This is a genomic window from Bacillus kexueae (genome assembly GCF_022809095.1).
Taxonomy (GTDB): Bacteria; Bacillota; Bacilli; order Bacillales; family Aeribacillaceae; genus Bacillus_BZ; species Bacillus_BZ kexueae.
In genome coordinates this window covers 71,397-86,125 of sequence record NZ_JALAZE010000003.1, presented here as the reverse complement: position 1 = coordinate 86,125, position 14,729 = coordinate 71,397, and the positions used below count along the sequence as shown (strand labels likewise).

19 protein-coding genes are annotated in these 14,729 nt (G+C 36.0%); 7 read left to right on the top strand and 12 right to left on the bottom strand.

Annotation, left to right across the window (positions count from 1 at the left end; genetic code table 11):
* Positions 1-136 precede the first annotated feature (136 nt).
* Positions 137-1,375: a nucleotidyltransferase gene (locus ML543_RS07930; protein WP_243386712.1), complete on the top strand. Its 1,239-nt coding sequence runs from the start codon at positions 137-139 to the stop codon at positions 1,373-1,375.
* A gap of 224 nt (positions 1,376-1,599) precedes the next feature.
* On the opposite strand, the gene ML543_RS07925 is transcribed toward ML543_RS07930, so the two are convergent.
* Complete coding sequence (locus ML543_RS07925) at positions 1,600-2,616, bottom strand: SepM family pheromone-processing serine protease (protein WP_243386711.1); 1,017 nt, start codon at positions 2,614-2,616, stop codon at positions 1,600-1,602.
* A complete protein-coding gene (locus tag ML543_RS07920) occupies positions 2,591-3,400 on the bottom strand; it encodes a patatin-like phospholipase family protein (RefSeq protein WP_243386710.1) in 810 nt (269 codons plus the stop codon). Before ML543_RS07920 ends, ML543_RS07925 begins: the two co-directional genes overlap by 26 nt.
* A gap of 191 nt (positions 3,401-3,591) precedes the next feature.
* On the opposite strand from ML543_RS07920, the gene ylbJ reads away from it, so the two are divergent.
* The gene (ylbJ, locus tag ML543_RS07915) at positions 3,592-4,773 is read left to right on the top strand and encodes a sporulation integral membrane protein YlbJ (RefSeq protein ID WP_341482351.1); all 1,182 of its coding nucleotides are present in this window, start codon (positions 3,592-3,594) and stop codon (positions 4,771-4,773) included.
* A gap of 70 nt (positions 4,774-4,843) precedes the next feature.
* On the opposite strand, the gene coaD is transcribed toward ylbJ, so the two are convergent.
* A complete protein-coding gene (coaD, locus tag ML543_RS07910) occupies positions 4,844-5,323 on the bottom strand; it encodes a pantetheine-phosphate adenylyltransferase (protein ID WP_243386707.1) in 480 nt (159 codons plus the stop codon).
* Positions 5,316-5,894, bottom strand: a complete 579-nt coding sequence (rsmD, locus tag ML543_RS07905; RefSeq protein WP_243386705.1) for a 16S rRNA (guanine(966)-N(2))-methyltransferase RsmD — start codon at positions 5,892-5,894, stop codon at positions 5,316-5,318. Before rsmD ends, coaD begins: the two co-directional genes overlap by 8 nt.
* 440 nt (positions 5,895-6,334) lie before the next feature.
* Here rsmD and ML543_RS07900 point away from each other — a divergent pair, with 440 nt between their 5' ends.
* Entirely contained in the window at positions 6,335-6,724 is a 390-nt protein-coding gene (locus ML543_RS07900) for a DUF7147 family protein (protein ID WP_243387000.1), read from the top strand.
* Positions 6,725-6,749: 25 nt separating this feature from the next.
* Here ML543_RS07900 and ML543_RS07895 read toward each other — a convergent pair whose 3' ends face one another.
* Positions 6,750-7,022, bottom strand: coding sequence for a YlbG family protein (locus ML543_RS07895; protein WP_243386703.1), 273 nt, complete (start codon positions 7,020-7,022; stop codon positions 6,750-6,752).
* Positions 7,023-7,109: 87 nt separating this feature from the next.
* Between ML543_RS07895 and ML543_RS07890 the strand changes: the two genes are divergently transcribed.
* A complete protein-coding gene (locus ML543_RS07890; protein WP_243386701.1) occupies positions 7,110-7,433 on the top strand; it encodes a hypothetical protein in 324 nt (107 codons plus the stop codon).
* A gap of 34 nt (positions 7,434-7,467) precedes the next feature.
* Here the strand turns inward: ML543_RS07890 and ML543_RS07885 are convergent, their stop codons facing one another.
* The 4 genes from ML543_RS07885 to ylbD all read right to left on the bottom strand — a co-directional run bounded on the left by ML543_RS07885 (position 7,468) and on the right by ylbD (position 9,124).
* Positions 7,468-7,914, bottom strand: a complete 447-nt coding sequence (locus ML543_RS07885) for a YlbF/YmcA family competence regulator (protein WP_243386699.1) — start codon at positions 7,912-7,914, stop codon at positions 7,468-7,470.
* Positions 7,915-7,991: 77 nt separating this feature from the next.
* Complete coding sequence (locus ML543_RS07880) at positions 7,992-8,378, bottom strand: hypothetical protein (RefSeq protein WP_243386697.1); 387 nt, start codon at positions 8,376-8,378, stop codon at positions 7,992-7,994.
* Positions 8,379-8,494: 116 nt separating this feature from the next.
* Positions 8,495-8,734, bottom strand: coding sequence for a YlbE-like family protein (locus ML543_RS07875; protein WP_243386695.1), 240 nt, complete (start codon positions 8,732-8,734; stop codon positions 8,495-8,497).
* Positions 8,735-8,740: 6 nt separating this feature from the next.
* Positions 8,741-9,124 carry a YlbD family protein gene (gene ylbD, locus ML543_RS07870; protein ID WP_243386693.1) on the bottom strand — a complete coding sequence of 128 codons (384 nt, stop codon included), beginning with the start codon at positions 9,122-9,124 and terminating at the stop codon, positions 8,741-8,743.
* A gap of 144 nt (positions 9,125-9,268) precedes the next feature.
* Here ylbD and ML543_RS07865 point away from each other — a divergent pair, with 144 nt between their 5' ends.
* Positions 9,269-9,748 carry a PaaI family thioesterase gene (locus ML543_RS07865; protein WP_243386692.1) on the top strand — a complete coding sequence of 160 codons (480 nt, stop codon included), beginning with the start codon at positions 9,269-9,271 and terminating at the stop codon, positions 9,746-9,748.
* An 86-nt stretch (positions 9,749-9,834) separates the two neighbouring features.
* On the opposite strand, the gene ML543_RS07860 is transcribed toward ML543_RS07865, so the two are convergent.
* On the bottom strand, positions 9,835-10,845 hold the full coding sequence (locus ML543_RS07860) for a CAP domain-containing protein (protein ID WP_243386691.1): 1,011 nt from the start codon (positions 10,843-10,845) through the stop codon (positions 9,835-9,837).
* 454 nt (positions 10,846-11,299) lie between these two features.
* Complete coding sequence (locus ML543_RS07855) at positions 11,300-11,722, bottom strand: CBS domain-containing protein (RefSeq protein WP_243386690.1); 423 nt, start codon at positions 11,720-11,722, stop codon at positions 11,300-11,302.
* Between the two features lie 195 nt (positions 11,723-11,917).
* On the opposite strand from ML543_RS07855, the gene ML543_RS07850 reads away from it, so the two are divergent.
* Together ML543_RS07850 and ytvI are read left to right on the top strand one after the other, a co-directional pair.
* Positions 11,918-12,277 carry a YugN family protein gene (locus ML543_RS07850; protein WP_243386689.1) on the top strand — a complete coding sequence of 120 codons (360 nt, stop codon included), beginning with the start codon at positions 11,918-11,920 and terminating at the stop codon, positions 12,275-12,277.
* A gap of 206 nt (positions 12,278-12,483) precedes the next feature.
* The gene (gene ytvI / locus ML543_RS07845; protein WP_243386688.1) at positions 12,484-13,542 is read left to right on the top strand and encodes a sporulation integral membrane protein YtvI; all 1,059 of its coding nucleotides are present in this window, start codon (positions 12,484-12,486) and stop codon (positions 13,540-13,542) included.
* A gap of 173 nt (positions 13,543-13,715) precedes the next feature.
* Here ytvI and ctaG read toward each other — a convergent pair whose 3' ends face one another.
* A complete protein-coding gene (gene ctaG, locus ML543_RS07840) occupies positions 13,716-14,603 on the bottom strand; it encodes a cytochrome c oxidase assembly factor CtaG (protein WP_243386687.1) in 888 nt (295 codons plus the stop codon).
* Positions 14,604-14,729: the final 126 nt, after the last annotated feature.

The window sequence follows — 14,729 nt, the reverse complement described above, 5'->3', positions numbered from 1 at the left end:
AAGACAACAAAGGTAATTATAGCTTTCAAAAGAATATTTGTCAATATTTTTTCTTGACGCTATAATATAGGCAACTTCTATACAAATGTAACATGAAAATAAAAAAAGTCAAAATGAAAATAGGTTGGTGAGATCGATGAAAGCTACGGGACTTGTAGTTGAATACAATCCTTTTCATAACGGACATTATTATCATTTACAAATGGCAAAAGAAAAAACAAAGGCAGACTGCATAATCGCAGTTATGAGCGGTTATTTTCTACAAAGAGGAGAGCCCGCACTTGTTTCAAAGTGGGCTAGAGCAAAAATGGCACTTGAAAGTGGTGTGGACCTTATTGTAGAGCTTCCGTATGCTTTTTCTACCCAATCAGCTGAATACTTCGCTAAAGGATCAATCGCTATTTTAGATGCATTACGATGTCAATCGGTTTGTTTTGGTAGTGAACAAGGTGATATTGAACCTTTTAAACGAACGCTTGACCTTTTAACAAAAAAGAAAGAAGAATACAACGTTGCATTAAAATATGCACTCGATAAAGGACATAGTTATCCGAAGGCGAAATCAATTGCATTCCACACAATTATAGGTCCAGAAGACTTCGTTGTCGACTTAAGTCAGCCCAATAATATACTTGGGTTTCAATATTTAAATGCCATCCACACACTAGGAAGCAAAATGAGTGCTGAAACGATTAAACGAATTGGTGGAGGATATCATGATGAAACTCTTCATCAATCCTCGATTTCAAGTGCAACAAGCATTCGAAAAGCCTTGTTTGAACATCAAGACCTTTCATCATTATTAGAGAGTATTCCGAAACCGACGTATCATCATCTAAATGACTATTTCGAATCTCATCAACATTTTCATCGTTGGGAAAGCTATTTTCCTCTCTTAAAATATGCAATTTTAACGAAGACTAAATCTGAATTAGCTAATATCTATGAGGTTGAGGAAGGATTAGAGCATAGGTTAAAATCAAAAATTAAAAGCTCGGAATCGTTCCACTCATTCCTCCATGCCGTCAAAACTAAACGATATACAAGGACAAGACTCCAGCGAGTATGTGTACATATATTAACTAACACTACGAAAGAACAAATGGACAATCTTCCAAATCAAGCTCCTTATATTCGTTTACTTGGTATGAATAGGAAAGGGCAACAATATTTAAAAAAAGTTAAGAAATCGTTAGATATACCGCTCGTAGCTAAGTTATCGGCAGTGGAACATCCGTTATTAGATATGGATATCAAAGCTGCGAATGTGTATGCTCTTGCATTAGACTCACGTAAGCAAGAACCGTTTTTTATACAAGAGTATGCAACCGCTCCGCTTCGTTTTGATGAAGAGCGAAAAACTTTCTTAACATAAGAAAAGCGCAAAGCGCAAGTCCTTAGGCGAAGGGCGCTTTAGGACCTGCGAGGAGGCTTCCGTCGCCACAGCAGGGCCGAAGCGACCCGAGCTGATGGCGCATGGAGCTAGACACAAAAAAATGTAAAGAGAATACTTTAACACTTTATTGAACTTAGACTTTCTGTAACAATAAACAAAAAAGAAGAAAGCTACCTTTTATCGGCAGCCTTCTTCTTTTTGTTTTATTGTGCTTGTTGAAGATAACTTAGTGCGTCATCAAACGTATCAACGGGAACAATTTTCATTGTTGTGTTGATTTCTTTGGCAGTTTTAAGCGCTTCTTCGTAATTCGATTGCTTTATTCCTTCCTCATTTGGAGCAAAAAAGATTTCCATTCCAGCCTCATGTGCCGCTACTACTTTTTGAGCAATCCCGCCTATTGGACCGACTTCACCATTTTCGTTAATCGTGCCTGTTCCAGCAATTTTTCGACCTTTCGTCACATCGTCTTCCGTTAGTTGGTTATATATTTCAAGCGACATCATTAGACCTGCGGAAGGGCCACCGATATCCTCCGTATTTAACGTGATGGAAGGCGATGTTTCGATGTTACGTTCTGTAACTAAACTAATCCCAATTCCACTCTTTTCTGGGTCATCAGGAAATGGGGCAACCTCAACAGTAACCGATTGTGCATCACCTTCTCGATCAATTTCGAGCAGCACTTGGTCTCCTTTGTTTTTCGTTTTCACATAAGCGATAAAATCATCCGCTGATTGAATTGATTGACCATCTACTTGTTTAATAATGTCGCCATTTTTCAATACTTCTTCCGCTGGCATTCCTTCAATCACTTGCATAATGCGAACACCTTTATTATGTATTGAGACATCTTTATTTGCTGCCTTATATGCCACAAGAACAGCAGATTGTTGCGAAGACTCCATCATATGTATTTGGCGCTCAATGTACTCTTCATCCGACTCCCCTTCATATTTCACATCCTCAACAGGGTATGTTTCATAAAAAGGTTGTGTTTGAGCCCATAAGTAAGAGAAAACATTCGCCCGTCCTATTCGAACGGTAGTCAAGGCAAATGTTCCTTGATCAATATAACCACCTTCTACTTCCACCATTGGCTTAATTTCCGTCGCCATTCCAGGTTGAGTAATGTAAAATGGCAATTTTATAAACGTAAGTATTAAAGCGATGACAAAGCTAAAAGTCGTTAGCTTAATCCAACGATTCCTTATTCTCATGTTCTTCCTCCCACTTTTGAATCCGCTCCTTAATCTCGTCAACGTGCTTTTCCGCTTCTTCCTCTCCTTTCTTTAATATTTCTTCGATATTGGTAAAAGCTCTCGAGCTAAATTGTTCCACTTTCGGCCGAATCATAATATCGGAAGCAATTTTTCGATGATGAACCAATTCATCTTGCATAATATCAAGGCTTTGCATGATGACATCAAAGATTGAAGTAATTTTTTCATTCCGCTTAACGTCTGACACGTCAACCGCAATGACAATGTCAGCCCCCATGTCTTTTGCAACAGATACGGGTACGCGATCAACCACTCCTCCATCAACTAATAACATGTCATCAATTTGGACAGGAACAAAAATGCCAGGAATGGAGATACTCGCTCGAACTGCTTCAGCAACTGAACCTTTACTAAATACAACTTTTTTCCCTTCATTCAAATCCGTTGCAACAATTGATAAAGGAATTGACAATTCTTCAATCTTCTTGTTCTTTGTAAAAGCTTTTATTAATTCTTTTACTCGATTTCCTGTGACAAACCCCATTTTTGGAACAGTAAAATCGAGATAATATTTACGTTTGAATACCTTCGCTAGTTTATACATTTGTTCCATTTCTAACCCAGCAGCAAAAAAAGCACCAATTAATGCTCCCATACTACTTCCAGCAACACAATGTATAGGGATATTATGTTCCACTAACATTTTTAAAACCCCAAGATGCGCAAAACCTCGAGCACCTCCAGATCCTAAAGCCACTCCAACGGTAGGCTTTTTCCCCATGTTATCCTCCTAAAAAGATGAATTTGTTATCTATCTTATGGTCTAAACATACCACCTATACACGTATATTTGGATAGAAAGAGTGGACACGCACAATTTGTGTTTAACTTTTCTCTATTTTACCATGTTCTTCTCTTATGCGCAGTTTTGAATGCTCGTTAACACACTAGTTTTAATTGGAGGTATTCTTTTTGACCAAAACCGACTTCAACAATAAAGCGATGGCGATCAGCTTTTCAATATTTGCCCTTTTAATCATTTTGTTCCCTAAAGAATCGCTTGAAGCCTCTAAGTACGGACTAAGTATGTGGTGGAACGTCGTATTTCCATCATTACTTCCGTTTTTTATTGCTTCAGAATTGTTAATTGGATATGGAGTCGTCAGATTTATTGGCATACTATTAGAACCACTTATGAGACCTCTGTTTCGCGTTCCAGGGGTAGGAGGTTTTGTGTGGGCAATGGGAATGGCTTCAGGGTTTCCAGCTGGAGCAAAATTTACAGCTCGACTCCGAGAAACGAATCAAATAACAAGAATTGAGGCTGAACGACTAATTTCATTCACAAATTGCTCCAATCCTTTATTTATCATAGCTGCTGTTTCCGTCGGCTTTTTTCACAATGAACAACTCGCATTAGTTCTTCTTATTTCCCATTATTTAAGCAATTTTTGTGTCGGTATCCTGATGAGATTTTATGGAAAAGAAAAACAAAGTGATAGAAGGAAGCCTTCTTTCTTTGTGAAAGAAGAAGTCTCCTCACCTCCTCCCTTAGGTAAAATGCTTGGTGATGCGGTCATACATTCCGTCCAAACATTACTGATGATCGGCGGTTTTATCATATTGTTCTCTGTATTGAATCAAATGTTATCCCTTATCGGGTTCACAAAATTTTTAGGTATGTTCATAGGTGTGGTTCTAGCATCTTTTGGAGTGCCGGAGACACTTGGTATACCCATGATCTCAGGCCTTTTTGAAATTACCCTTGGAACGAAATTAGTTAGCGAATCTGACAGTATATTATTATATAAAACGATGATGGCCAGTTTTATTCTTGCCTTCAGTGGTCTATCAGTTCAAGCACAGGTAGCAAGTATTATTTCAGAAACAGATATTCGATTTACCCCTTTTTTTATCGGGAGAGTCTTACAAGGAATATTTGCTATCATCTTTACGTACATTTTTTTTCAACCACTCTATATCAAATCAACCATTTCAGAAGGAGTCGTATCTGCGTTTAAGCCCGTTCATCCAGAAAATTGGCTTGTATTTTTCAACGAAATTCTTTCTATTGGCCCGATAATAACGATTACTAGTATAATCATCTACTTACTTATCTATTGGAGAAGATATGTATTGAGAAGCACTCTTTAACTAAAGTACATTGAAAATGAAGTAAAAAAAGGTGCCCCTAACGAAACAGGGTCACCTTTTTATTCTTCCTTTATTTAAATTTTTCAATCAACGCTTCCTGTACAGCTTTTGGAACAAGTTCTGAAATATCCCCGCCATACTTCGCTACCTCTTTTACAATACTAGAGCTTAAAAAGGAGTATTGATTATTTGTCATCATAAAAAATGTTTCAATATTCTCCTCTAAAATTCGATTCATCGACGTGATCTGCATTTCATATTCGAAATCAGAAACCGCTCGAAGACCTCTTAAAATCACGTTTGCTTTTTTTTCCTTTGCATAATCGACCAAAAGTCCTTTAAATGATTCCACCTTGACGTTCGGAATATCAGCTGTCACTTGACGCAAAAGCTCACAGCGTTCCTCCACAGTAAAAAGAGGATTTTTAGATGAATTGTTTAGCACACATACATGTACTTCATCAAAAACATTTGCCCCTCGTTTAATGATATCTAAATGCCCGTATGTTACAGGGTCAAAACTCCCTGGACAAACTGCAATTTTACTCAAGTTCATTCCCCCATCCATTATGGCTCATATGATAAATAGTAATAATGGTTTGACCGTATACTTCCATCTTTTTTTGAGTAAGTGATCCAATGACATTTGGTAGCCTTACTTCATCGCTATGTTCACATATAATCATTCCTTCTTTTTCGAGAAGCTGATGCTCATCTATGAAGGATAAAATACGTTCTAATTGCTGTTTTTTATACGGTGGATCAAGCATAATTAAATCGAACGTTAACGAACGCTTAACAAGAGCTTTCAACGCTCGATCTGCTTCCGTTTTGTAAACTTCAGCCTGCTCAGTAAATTTACATGCCTTCAGGTTCGTATGTATAGTTTGGATTGCTTTACGATCACGGTCAATAAATATAGCTTTATCCATCCCTCTGGAAAGCGCTTCGATCCCTAGTCCACCGCTTCCAGCGAACAAGTCTAAGACCATCCCTCCTTCAAAATAAGGGCCCACCATATTAAAAATGGATTCTTTTACTTTATCTGTTGTCGGTCTTGTTGTCATGCCTGGAACCGCTTTTAACGGTTGGCCTTTTCGTGACCCTGAAACAACTCTCATTGTATATTCACCACTACTTTACAAATTTCCTCTTTTTTCGCACTAACATCTTATCATAGTGATTTAAAAGAAACAACAAGGGGGCCGGGAATACATGTGGTACGAAAAAATTAGAAATTACGTATATCCTTTTTGCAATTGGTCATAATGACTAGTGACAACATCGACACGATGATGTTGTTGCCAACCGCGGAGAAGACTTACGTTTCCCCATAAGTTCTTCCTCCGGTTTCTCCTCTCCCTTTGCCTTCTAATTTTAAAGGAGTTACTTTAAAAATTTAGAAGGACCCTGCAGGTATCTGCGGGGATTTTTTTATTCCTGCTTTCATTGGTACTTAGATGATCAGTGTCTTAGAACACAACGATAATCGACTCTTTTCTTTCCTATTGGTACATGTTAAGATTGGATGATGAAACTGATGAAATGGGGGAAATCTGAAGTGATTCAACGCTTTATTGAATTAGGTGAAGGATACTCTGATATATATGAATTAATTGAAATTGCTAAGCGAAATAGAGATCGAATTTCCTATTTAATGGCATTTCACTCAACGATTAAAGAAGAAGATGTAACTTCACTTGTTATCGTTTTAAATCCTACAAATCCAGGAGACTTCCAGCCTATTTACATATGTAGGGAAGGAATTCCAAACCCTCACAAAAAGCCAAATAAGCGTTTTGACTTATTTGCTCAGACAGCAGAACAACTTCAAAAGGACATCATTGAGTTAAACGTAAAGCCTTCTACAATATATCCTGAAAAGGAACTTTACTATCAACATTTAATTGGGATTTTAAGAATGAATCGTTATTTACCACCAATGCAATAAGAGCAGAATCAAATTGATTCTGCTCTTATAACCCCATTTTATAGTCATATTCTTTTGCTTTATCCACTTTTTTCTCGAATTCTAATTTTAAAAACGGCTTATAAGATGGTTCCACTTTTTTCACAAAAGAAAAAGAGGACAATTTTTCCACTAGATGATCTAGCTGCTCCATATCACAGTACATCACGACATATTTTAAACGCTTTGAAACATAATGAATGTTACCGAATTTACGAATCGTTTTTATATGCTTTAAAGAATGTAAATAAATAACCATTCCTTGACGTTTTTGAAACATTTTCATTTCTCCTTTGCATCCCTGTGCTGTTACTAGTTTACCAATTAATCAAAATACCGACAATCAACATTTGAAATGAGGGGTTTCATGGATGTAGAATCTCTATATGTAATGCTCATTCAAAATTTGACCAATGACAATCGTATTGAATCCAGTCAATATAAAAAGGTGACTGGTATTCCCTTCATCTATATTACTGTTTCTTCTCCAATTTCAATCAACGCGCTTGAAGGCATTGTTGAAGGCTATGCAAAACAAATAATTAAGTCGAAGCGGATAACCACTCAAACAATATTTGTACGTCAAACTAAACAATTGTATGTATTTCGTCATCGATTTTTCGTACCACAAGAAAAAATGTTTTGTTGTGGTAATGAATGTGAAGATTGTATATGGAAAAATCAAAAGTAATATATAAGAAAAGCGAGGGATATGTCCTCGCTTTTTAAGATGCCTTACAATTGCAACTACCACCTGAACCACAACCAGACCCACAAGATGCTGAGTCGAAATAAGGGTTCCCCGTCGGTACTTTTATATGTTCTGAAACCGAATGGCCAATGTATACACTAACCTCATCAAGAAGTTGTTGTAATTCACGTTCAGCTTTTTTAAACGCTGAAATCGTATCATTTAAGTCCAATTCTCTTTTCACTTCACGCATATTTCGCGAGATTTCACGATAATCAGGGTGATATTTCCCAAATCGCTGTACATCTTCATAGAGCTCTTTTACTTTCGTAAAACGATTAATAATCGATTGTGCTGTCTTGTCCTGTTTCAAAGCATCTCGACACGTACGATAACGCTCTGCTAACTCAGAACGTAAAATCATATTCGCCAATTCATCAGCTTGATTTATTAATAAAATGCTTTCAGTCGAAGCATGCATAGAGACACCTCCATGCAATTATCTTACCATGTCCGAACTTTTACCGACAAGTATGACCTCTTTAACCCTTACAAATATTACAAGCCATCCATATAAACCGTTCGCTCACTCGATGAAATAATTTGATTATTTTGTACAAGCTGCAAAGTTATATTATGTTGTCCTGCTTTGACATTTTCTATGACAAATGCAGCGGAACGAACAGCATCCACCTTTTTTCCATCTAGATATACATTGATAAAACCATTGCCTTCTGAAAAAGAAAAATTGGCAATATAGCATTCAATATATACTCGATTATTTTTTGCCAGATAGTGAACTGACATCGTAGCTTGTTCTTTATTCGTTTGAATTAAATTCATTGCGGCAAGAGCATGACCTTCTGGAGTTGGTTTATCACCCATACACCCTGTCAATCCGAAGATGGACAAAATAATGATGGATAAAATACGTAAAACAACCACTAAAAAACCTCCTTTTTTTCTTATGGTTTACTACTTTCTCATAAACCATGTAAAAAAGAAAAGAAAGGAATTTTTTTCGTAAAAAAACGAGTTAAGCCATTAAGCTCATCACTCGTTTAGTCCTTCTGTATGGCCGATCCCATCATGCCTATCATCATCTCAACGAGTTGTAATGATTGAGAAAATCCCGACACTCTATGCGGAATCGTTTTTTGGTAATAATTCATCATTTCAATCTGCATGTTTTCAATTTGCTTCGGATCTCTTGTTAATTTTCGATACCAATGTGGCTGTTCACGAATAAATCGCCTTAAGTCTTGATTGGACTGAATATAATTATATAATTCTTGGCGCACGCTCAACTAATCCTTTCGAAACATAAATAGTTCATTTTTTTTCTGTGTACTTACATTTGATGTTTTATTTCCACTGAACGTTTGAATGAAGTCTTGAATAGATGAAATCGCATTATTCATTTTATACAAATTTTCGTTTATTTGGTTGGCGTCCATATTTTTTACGGAAGACAGAAGTGTCGTAAAAAAAGACCCTTTATCTATTTGTTCGTCTATTTCTTCTGTTTTATATTTACTCCAAATCGGATCATCATTTCCTAATAGCCGCCAATCTTCAAAAACTTCTTTCCAATCTTTCTCACCTTTTCGAACGGTTTCAATTAATTTCGGATGTTCTTTAACAAATTCTTTAAATTGTTGAACAGTTGGATGAACACTTTTCTTCGTCATCGTACACACCCCTATTGCTTTTTGCCTATTAGCACTATATTACAAATCAAATGTAGTTGTGAATGGCAACAGGAAAAAATTAAATGCCAACAGCAAAAATGCATATATTATTTGGTATCATGAAATAAGGAGGGATGGAAGAAAATGAAATTGGAAGAGTTCGAATGTCTAAACGATGAGGAGAAACATTTATTACTTTCAATGTTACGTGCCATACAGCTAAAAAAGGAAGGAAAACAGAAAACATACATCCATTCGCTATTAGGATTACATGAAGCAGAAGAAGATGGTGAGATGGTTATTAAAATGCCGATAACCCCATTGCTAGATAATTCTTTACAAATCGTTCACGGTGGGATGACTGCAACCTTACTAGACAGCACAATGGGAAAACTAGTTTTTAAGACGCTTCTCCCCCATCAATTGGCTGTAACACAAGAAATGAAAATTAATTACACTGCTCCGGCTGTTGGTCAAGAGCTCATCTGTAAAGCCGCAATACTACATAAAGGAACAAAAACCATATTAGTAGAAGGAAAAGTGTACCGGGATGACGACGTTTTAGTAGCTCACAGCACAGCGACTTTTTTCATCTTGGAACAAAACAAAATTCAAAATGCGTAATCTTGACTATTTGTAAAGCATCGCTGAAGTATCAATAAAGTTTACAAAAAAACAACAAAAAATGGGTCATTATGAAGACCCATTTTTTATGGATTGAGAATGGTAATGAAATTTTGTGTATAGTATTTCCGATATACTCCAACACCTAGATGGGTAAAATCTTCTTCTAATAAAACTTTTCGATGTCCCTCACTATTGAGCCAACCTTCTACGGCTGCTAGTCCATCAATATATTGTGCAGCTATGTTTTCACCTGCCATTTGATACGAAACAGCTGCATTTGACAACCGATTTCCTACTGTACCAGTCGTCGGTGAATCATGTGCAAAGAAGCGATTGACTTCCATGTCTTTACTATGCTCATATGCTACTTTCGCTACTTCATCATTCCATTGTAGTGGATTTTGATTGAACCTTTTGCGAATGATGTTTGACACATCGAAAATTTGTCTTGCTTGCGTCTGTTGTATTTTAACTAATTCATCATCCGATTTCTCTTCTGGGTGTAATAGGTCTCCACGATAGACCACTTCATACGGTCTATGCTTTACTAACGTTTCTGCATTCATGATTCGGATACTCGATAACGTATTCGTAAAATGGTCGATATAAAGCTGAACGAAAACTCCATTCCATTCAACAATTGGCCGTATATTTAAATCTTCTTCAGACATTTCGAAACGGTAATAATTTCCATCTATCTCAACGGAAATAGTAGGAGAAATCGTGACAAATTGGTACAACTCTGACACAGGTTGCCCAATCGTAAAAGGCTGAATAGATATCTCTTTTCCTATAATATATTGGGTGACAACAACCCCTTCTTGAACCCCAATTTGCATATACTTATCATCCGATTGATGATATACCCACCAGTCATAATCATAAAAGGAAGGATCAATTCTTGACGGTTTGCCCATCATACTCGTCACTTCTTCAATACTTAAACCAATAAAATGTTCGAACTCTTCTGTTGTCTCTTGGACCTGATTGATATCTTCATCCTGGATTTTATCAGGTTCATGTTGGGTCGTAATAATCATGTATACAGTTAATGCTACAACTAAAAACATTAATATACGTAAAACGGTTTTCAAAAATTCCCTACTTTCAAATAATCTTCATGCCTTTTTATCATCTTATCCGCAATATATCAATAGTAGTACACATTTCACACAGCAGCAATAAAAATTACACTACCCTACGTTTTGAGTATCGGCATATTATTTGAAAGTTGAAGGGTAACCTTGTTTTAGTTATCGTTTTTATTTATTAGGCTGTTTTCGTAAACCTTGTTGCTTTTACATATATTTTTATTATAAATTCTGGACATTGCGCTCCAGACACTTTCTTTCCTCGGGAAGGAAGTCTTAGCAATTGCTTGCGGGGTCTCGCCCTTTCCTTTACATCACGCAAGAGTCAAGTGCCTTTCGCTTCATTACTTCATGTGAATATGGTTCTGAACAATGTACTAAAAACAACAATCTATTAGAAAAAAGCCATTTATTATTGGCGTTTCAAACACCAAACTACGTACTAATTCATCTTTTGCTAGTGCTGAGGTGATTGAGAAATTTGAGTTAACGCCTCGCCAGCAAGGTCATCACTTTTTTCACTTACTGAGAAGTCCCCCAATGAAACGATTCCAATTAATTGCTCATTTTCCACAACTGGCAGTCTTCTTACTTGATGCTTTGACATAAGTTCAATCGCTTTATCAATCGAATCAGAAGGTAAAATAGTAGCTATTTCTGTAGTCATGACATCCGTTATTTTCGTTGAACCTGGGTGCTTTTCCGCAATCCCTTTAATCACTAAATCTCGATCCGTTACGATACCTACAAGTTTTTGATTGTCAACGATAGGAATGACACCGACATCTAGTTCCTTCATTTTCACAGCCGCTTCATATACATTATCTAATGGTGTACAACATTCTACAGCTGTCGTCATGTATTCTTTAACCGTTTCCATTTTTACACTCTCCTTTAAATTGTTTTATTGTAGTATGTCTCCTTTTTGTACATGATAATAAAAAAGTTGAACATTTTATTAAAACGTTACCATAATTCTTTATAGACAATTGCATGTTTCAACTATTCATACTATTATTAAACAGTAGAGAATTCTTGCATTAATTGTTAGTATGCTCTTGGGAGGGAATTACATATGAAGTTAGAGAAATTTGAATTAGATGGTTTAAAAGTTGATTTAACACATTTAGACGATGTACTAGAGGACGTTGGCTTCGTTCGAGCTGCGCAGTGGGATTACGAGCGTGTAACATATGATCGCAAATTTGAGCATAAAGGTGATGTATTTTATCTTCGTCTTCAAGGATATGCCGTTGAGGGTGACGTAGGGGCCCATCGTGCTATCATTCAATTAATGACTCCTTTATTAGGAAAACACTACTACCCGCATGGTGTTGAATACGGTGAAGGAGAAAATTTCCCTAGTACAATTGTTGAAGCATGTGAAAAATTATTAAAGCGTGCAGAAGAAGCTCTAAAAGAATTTGCTCTTTAATGAGAAAAGCAAAAGCCAAAAGTGCTTTTGCTTTTCCTTTACTTCTCAATTAAATAGGACTATGAGCCAAACTGCAACATTCTATATAGCGGATTCTTGTGAGATGTAATGATTTTGTTACATTCTATTTTTAGCAAAAAACTTTGTTTTTTATTATTTACATAATATAATTTAGTTGTAATTTGGACATAGAAAGGGGCCTTCTCTTGACTGCTTTTTTCCGAAGAAAACCGGTAATTCTTTTTCTTTACCTAGCATTTTTATTAATCATTGGGTACTTTATATTGCCCATTTCTATTCCGCTAATATTAGCGTTTTTTACTGCTATTATTTTGGAGCCTGTCGTCAAGCTCGGACAGAAAAGATTAAAGTTAAAACGAAATCTTTCTGTTATGATTGTATTTATTCTCTTTTTACTTTTAACTACCTTCATTACTATGTTCTTAGCGACGAAAGTAATCGGACAAGTGCTGCACATTGCGGACAATCTACCAATATATATTAATGAAATAAATGATTTATGGCTTGATATCGAGAAAGATCTACGTCATTCAGTGGAGGATTTACCTCCTGAATTTGTACAGGAGGTTAGTAACCAAGTAGGACAATTTTTACAATCGGTAAAAGATTATTTAATTAGTGCATTAAATATTGAAAATATCAAAAATATTTTCACGAACATCCCTAATTATTTAGTTAACTTGCTCGTATATTTAATTGCATTATTTCTTTTCTTATTAGATTTACCGAGATTAAAAATTCGTTTTTACTCCCATTTAACTGAGAGTAGTGCTGAAAAAGTTACATTTATGTTTTCACGACTTTCTTATGTTGTTCTCGGATTTATTAAAGCCCAGTTCCTTGTAAGTATAGTCATTTTTGCAGCTTCATTAGTCGGACTATTGATTATCGTACCCGATGTCGCCATACTCATGGCTTTTATTATATGGGTCATCGATGTAATTCCGATTTTAGGTTCGATTATTATCATGGGACCATGGACATTGTTTTACTTATTATCTGGTGATGTTGCGATGGCAACTGAACTAGGAATTTTAACGGCTGTATTGCTAATTATTCGACGGACACTGGAACCGAAAGTAATGGGAAGTCAAATTGGCTTATCTCCATTATCTACGTTAATTTCCATGTATCTAGGATTAAAACTATTCGGCATTTTAGGCTTTTTCATCGGACCATTGTTGCTAATTGCATACAACTCTGCTCGTGAAGCAGGCATTATAAAGCTCAAGTTCAAAATATAAAGGGCAATCAAAAAGTCTTTTTGACTTTTGATTGCCCTTTTCATATCTTCTTGGGAATAATAATCTAACAATTATCGTAAGTCTTCGGTCAGTGTATTCGATTTTCCCTTAGCTTATTGGATCTGTAAATTTATTACTCGCAATGAAATCTAAGGAATCATAGGATTCACATATTATTTAATAGGCTCAGGTGCATAGTCCGGTTCTTGTTCTCTTTCTTTACGAGCCCATTCATAAAAGACGTACGCTAAAAAGCTTCCATAAACTAGTTCCTGAATAATTTTCATAATAATTCCGCCAAGCTGCTGATCTTCTGTGACGTGCATGCTTGTGAACATTTCAGGACCTGTTAACGTTAAACCAGATAGCATATCTGGAGGAACACATAAACTTAGTGCTTGTATCCATGCGTCTGCATTCGAATACGTTTCAAATAACGGCGTAGTAGCAAAAATGATTAATCCACAAGCAGGTGTAATTAAAACGCTATTTCCAAGAATATACGCAATTTTTTTCAGTCCGTTAATTTGCTTCCAATTAGGCAATTGATTGAGTAATGGCCAATACATGAAAAATGCCGTAATAAAAATTGTCGTTGTTACAATGCTATGATAAAGAGCATTCGTTTTAATGACGTCAAAAATCATTGGTAAATGATAAAGCGAAAAAAACGTATTAAAAAGTAGCAATGCAATAATTGGTTGTGTAAAAAACTTCATTATTGGACGAACAATTGGCAAATGCACAAATGCACTCCACATCCAAATTGGTATACCAAAGATTAATAACGGTGGAACAATCAAAAATAATATCGCCATCGATGCCATATGGCCAGTAAAGGTAATATGACCGAACAAATCTAATGGACTGCCTTTACTTACATAAAGAGCAACCATCGCGAGAACGAAATACAATTTTTGCTTAACAGTTACATCTTCAGAATGGTTGAAATGTTTTCGACCAGGTCCAATTAGGTAAAAGTATAAGACTGTTAACAAAACGATAAATAGTAAGAAATATGGACTCCATAATGCTCGGAAACCAAATATATCTAAACTCATTAAGAATCATCTCCTTTTAGAGAGAAGTATAACAACAATTAATGGGATACCCAAACTCTATTATACCTCTTGTCCCATAAAAAACAAATGAACGTTTTTTGAATGATTTAAGAAAAGCGCAAAGCG

Excerpts from the sequence above, each read along its gene's own strand:
- ML543_RS07865 (WP_243386692.1), top strand. The coding sequence starts at position 9,269 with ATGAAATTGGAAGAGTTCGAATGTCTAAACGATGAGGAGAAACATTTA.
- ML543_RS07855 (WP_243386690.1), bottom strand. The coding sequence starts at position 11,722 with ATGGAAACGGTTAAAGAATACATGACGACAGCTGTAGAATGTTGTACA.
- ML543_RS07850 (WP_243386689.1), top strand. The coding sequence starts at position 11,918 with ATGAAGTTAGAGAAATTTGAATTAGATGGTTTAAAAGTTGATTTAACA.
- ctaG (WP_243386687.1), bottom strand. The coding sequence starts at position 14,603 with ATGAGTTTAGATATATTTGGTTTCCGAGCATTATGGAGTCCATATTTC.
- ML543_RS07920 (WP_243386710.1), bottom strand. The coding sequence starts at position 3,400 with ATGGGGAAAAAGCCTACCGTTGGAGTGGCTTTAGGATCTGGAGGTGCT.
- rsmD (WP_243386705.1), bottom strand. The coding sequence starts at position 5,894 with ATGAGAGTTGTTTCAGGGTCACGAAAAGGCCAACCGTTAAAAGCGGTT.
- ML543_RS07890 (WP_243386701.1), top strand. The coding sequence starts at position 7,110 with ATGGATGTAGAATCTCTATATGTAATGCTCATTCAAAATTTGACCAAT.
- ML543_RS07885 (WP_243386699.1), bottom strand. The coding sequence starts at position 7,914 with ATGCATGCTTCGACTGAAAGCATTTTATTAATAAATCAAGCTGATGAA.
- ML543_RS07925 (WP_243386711.1), bottom strand. The coding sequence starts at position 2,616 with ATGAGAATAAGGAATCGTTGGATTAAGCTAACGACTTTTAGCTTTGTC.
- ML543_RS07930 (WP_243386712.1), top strand. The coding sequence starts at position 137 with ATGAAAGCTACGGGACTTGTAGTTGAATACAATCCTTTTCATAACGGA.
- ML543_RS07895 (WP_243386703.1), bottom strand. The coding sequence starts at position 7,022 with ATGTTTCAAAAACGTCAAGGAATGGTTATTTATTTACATTCTTTAAAG.
- ylbD (WP_243386693.1), bottom strand. The coding sequence starts at position 9,124 with ATGACGAAGAAAAGTGTTCATCCAACTGTTCAACAATTTAAAGAATTT.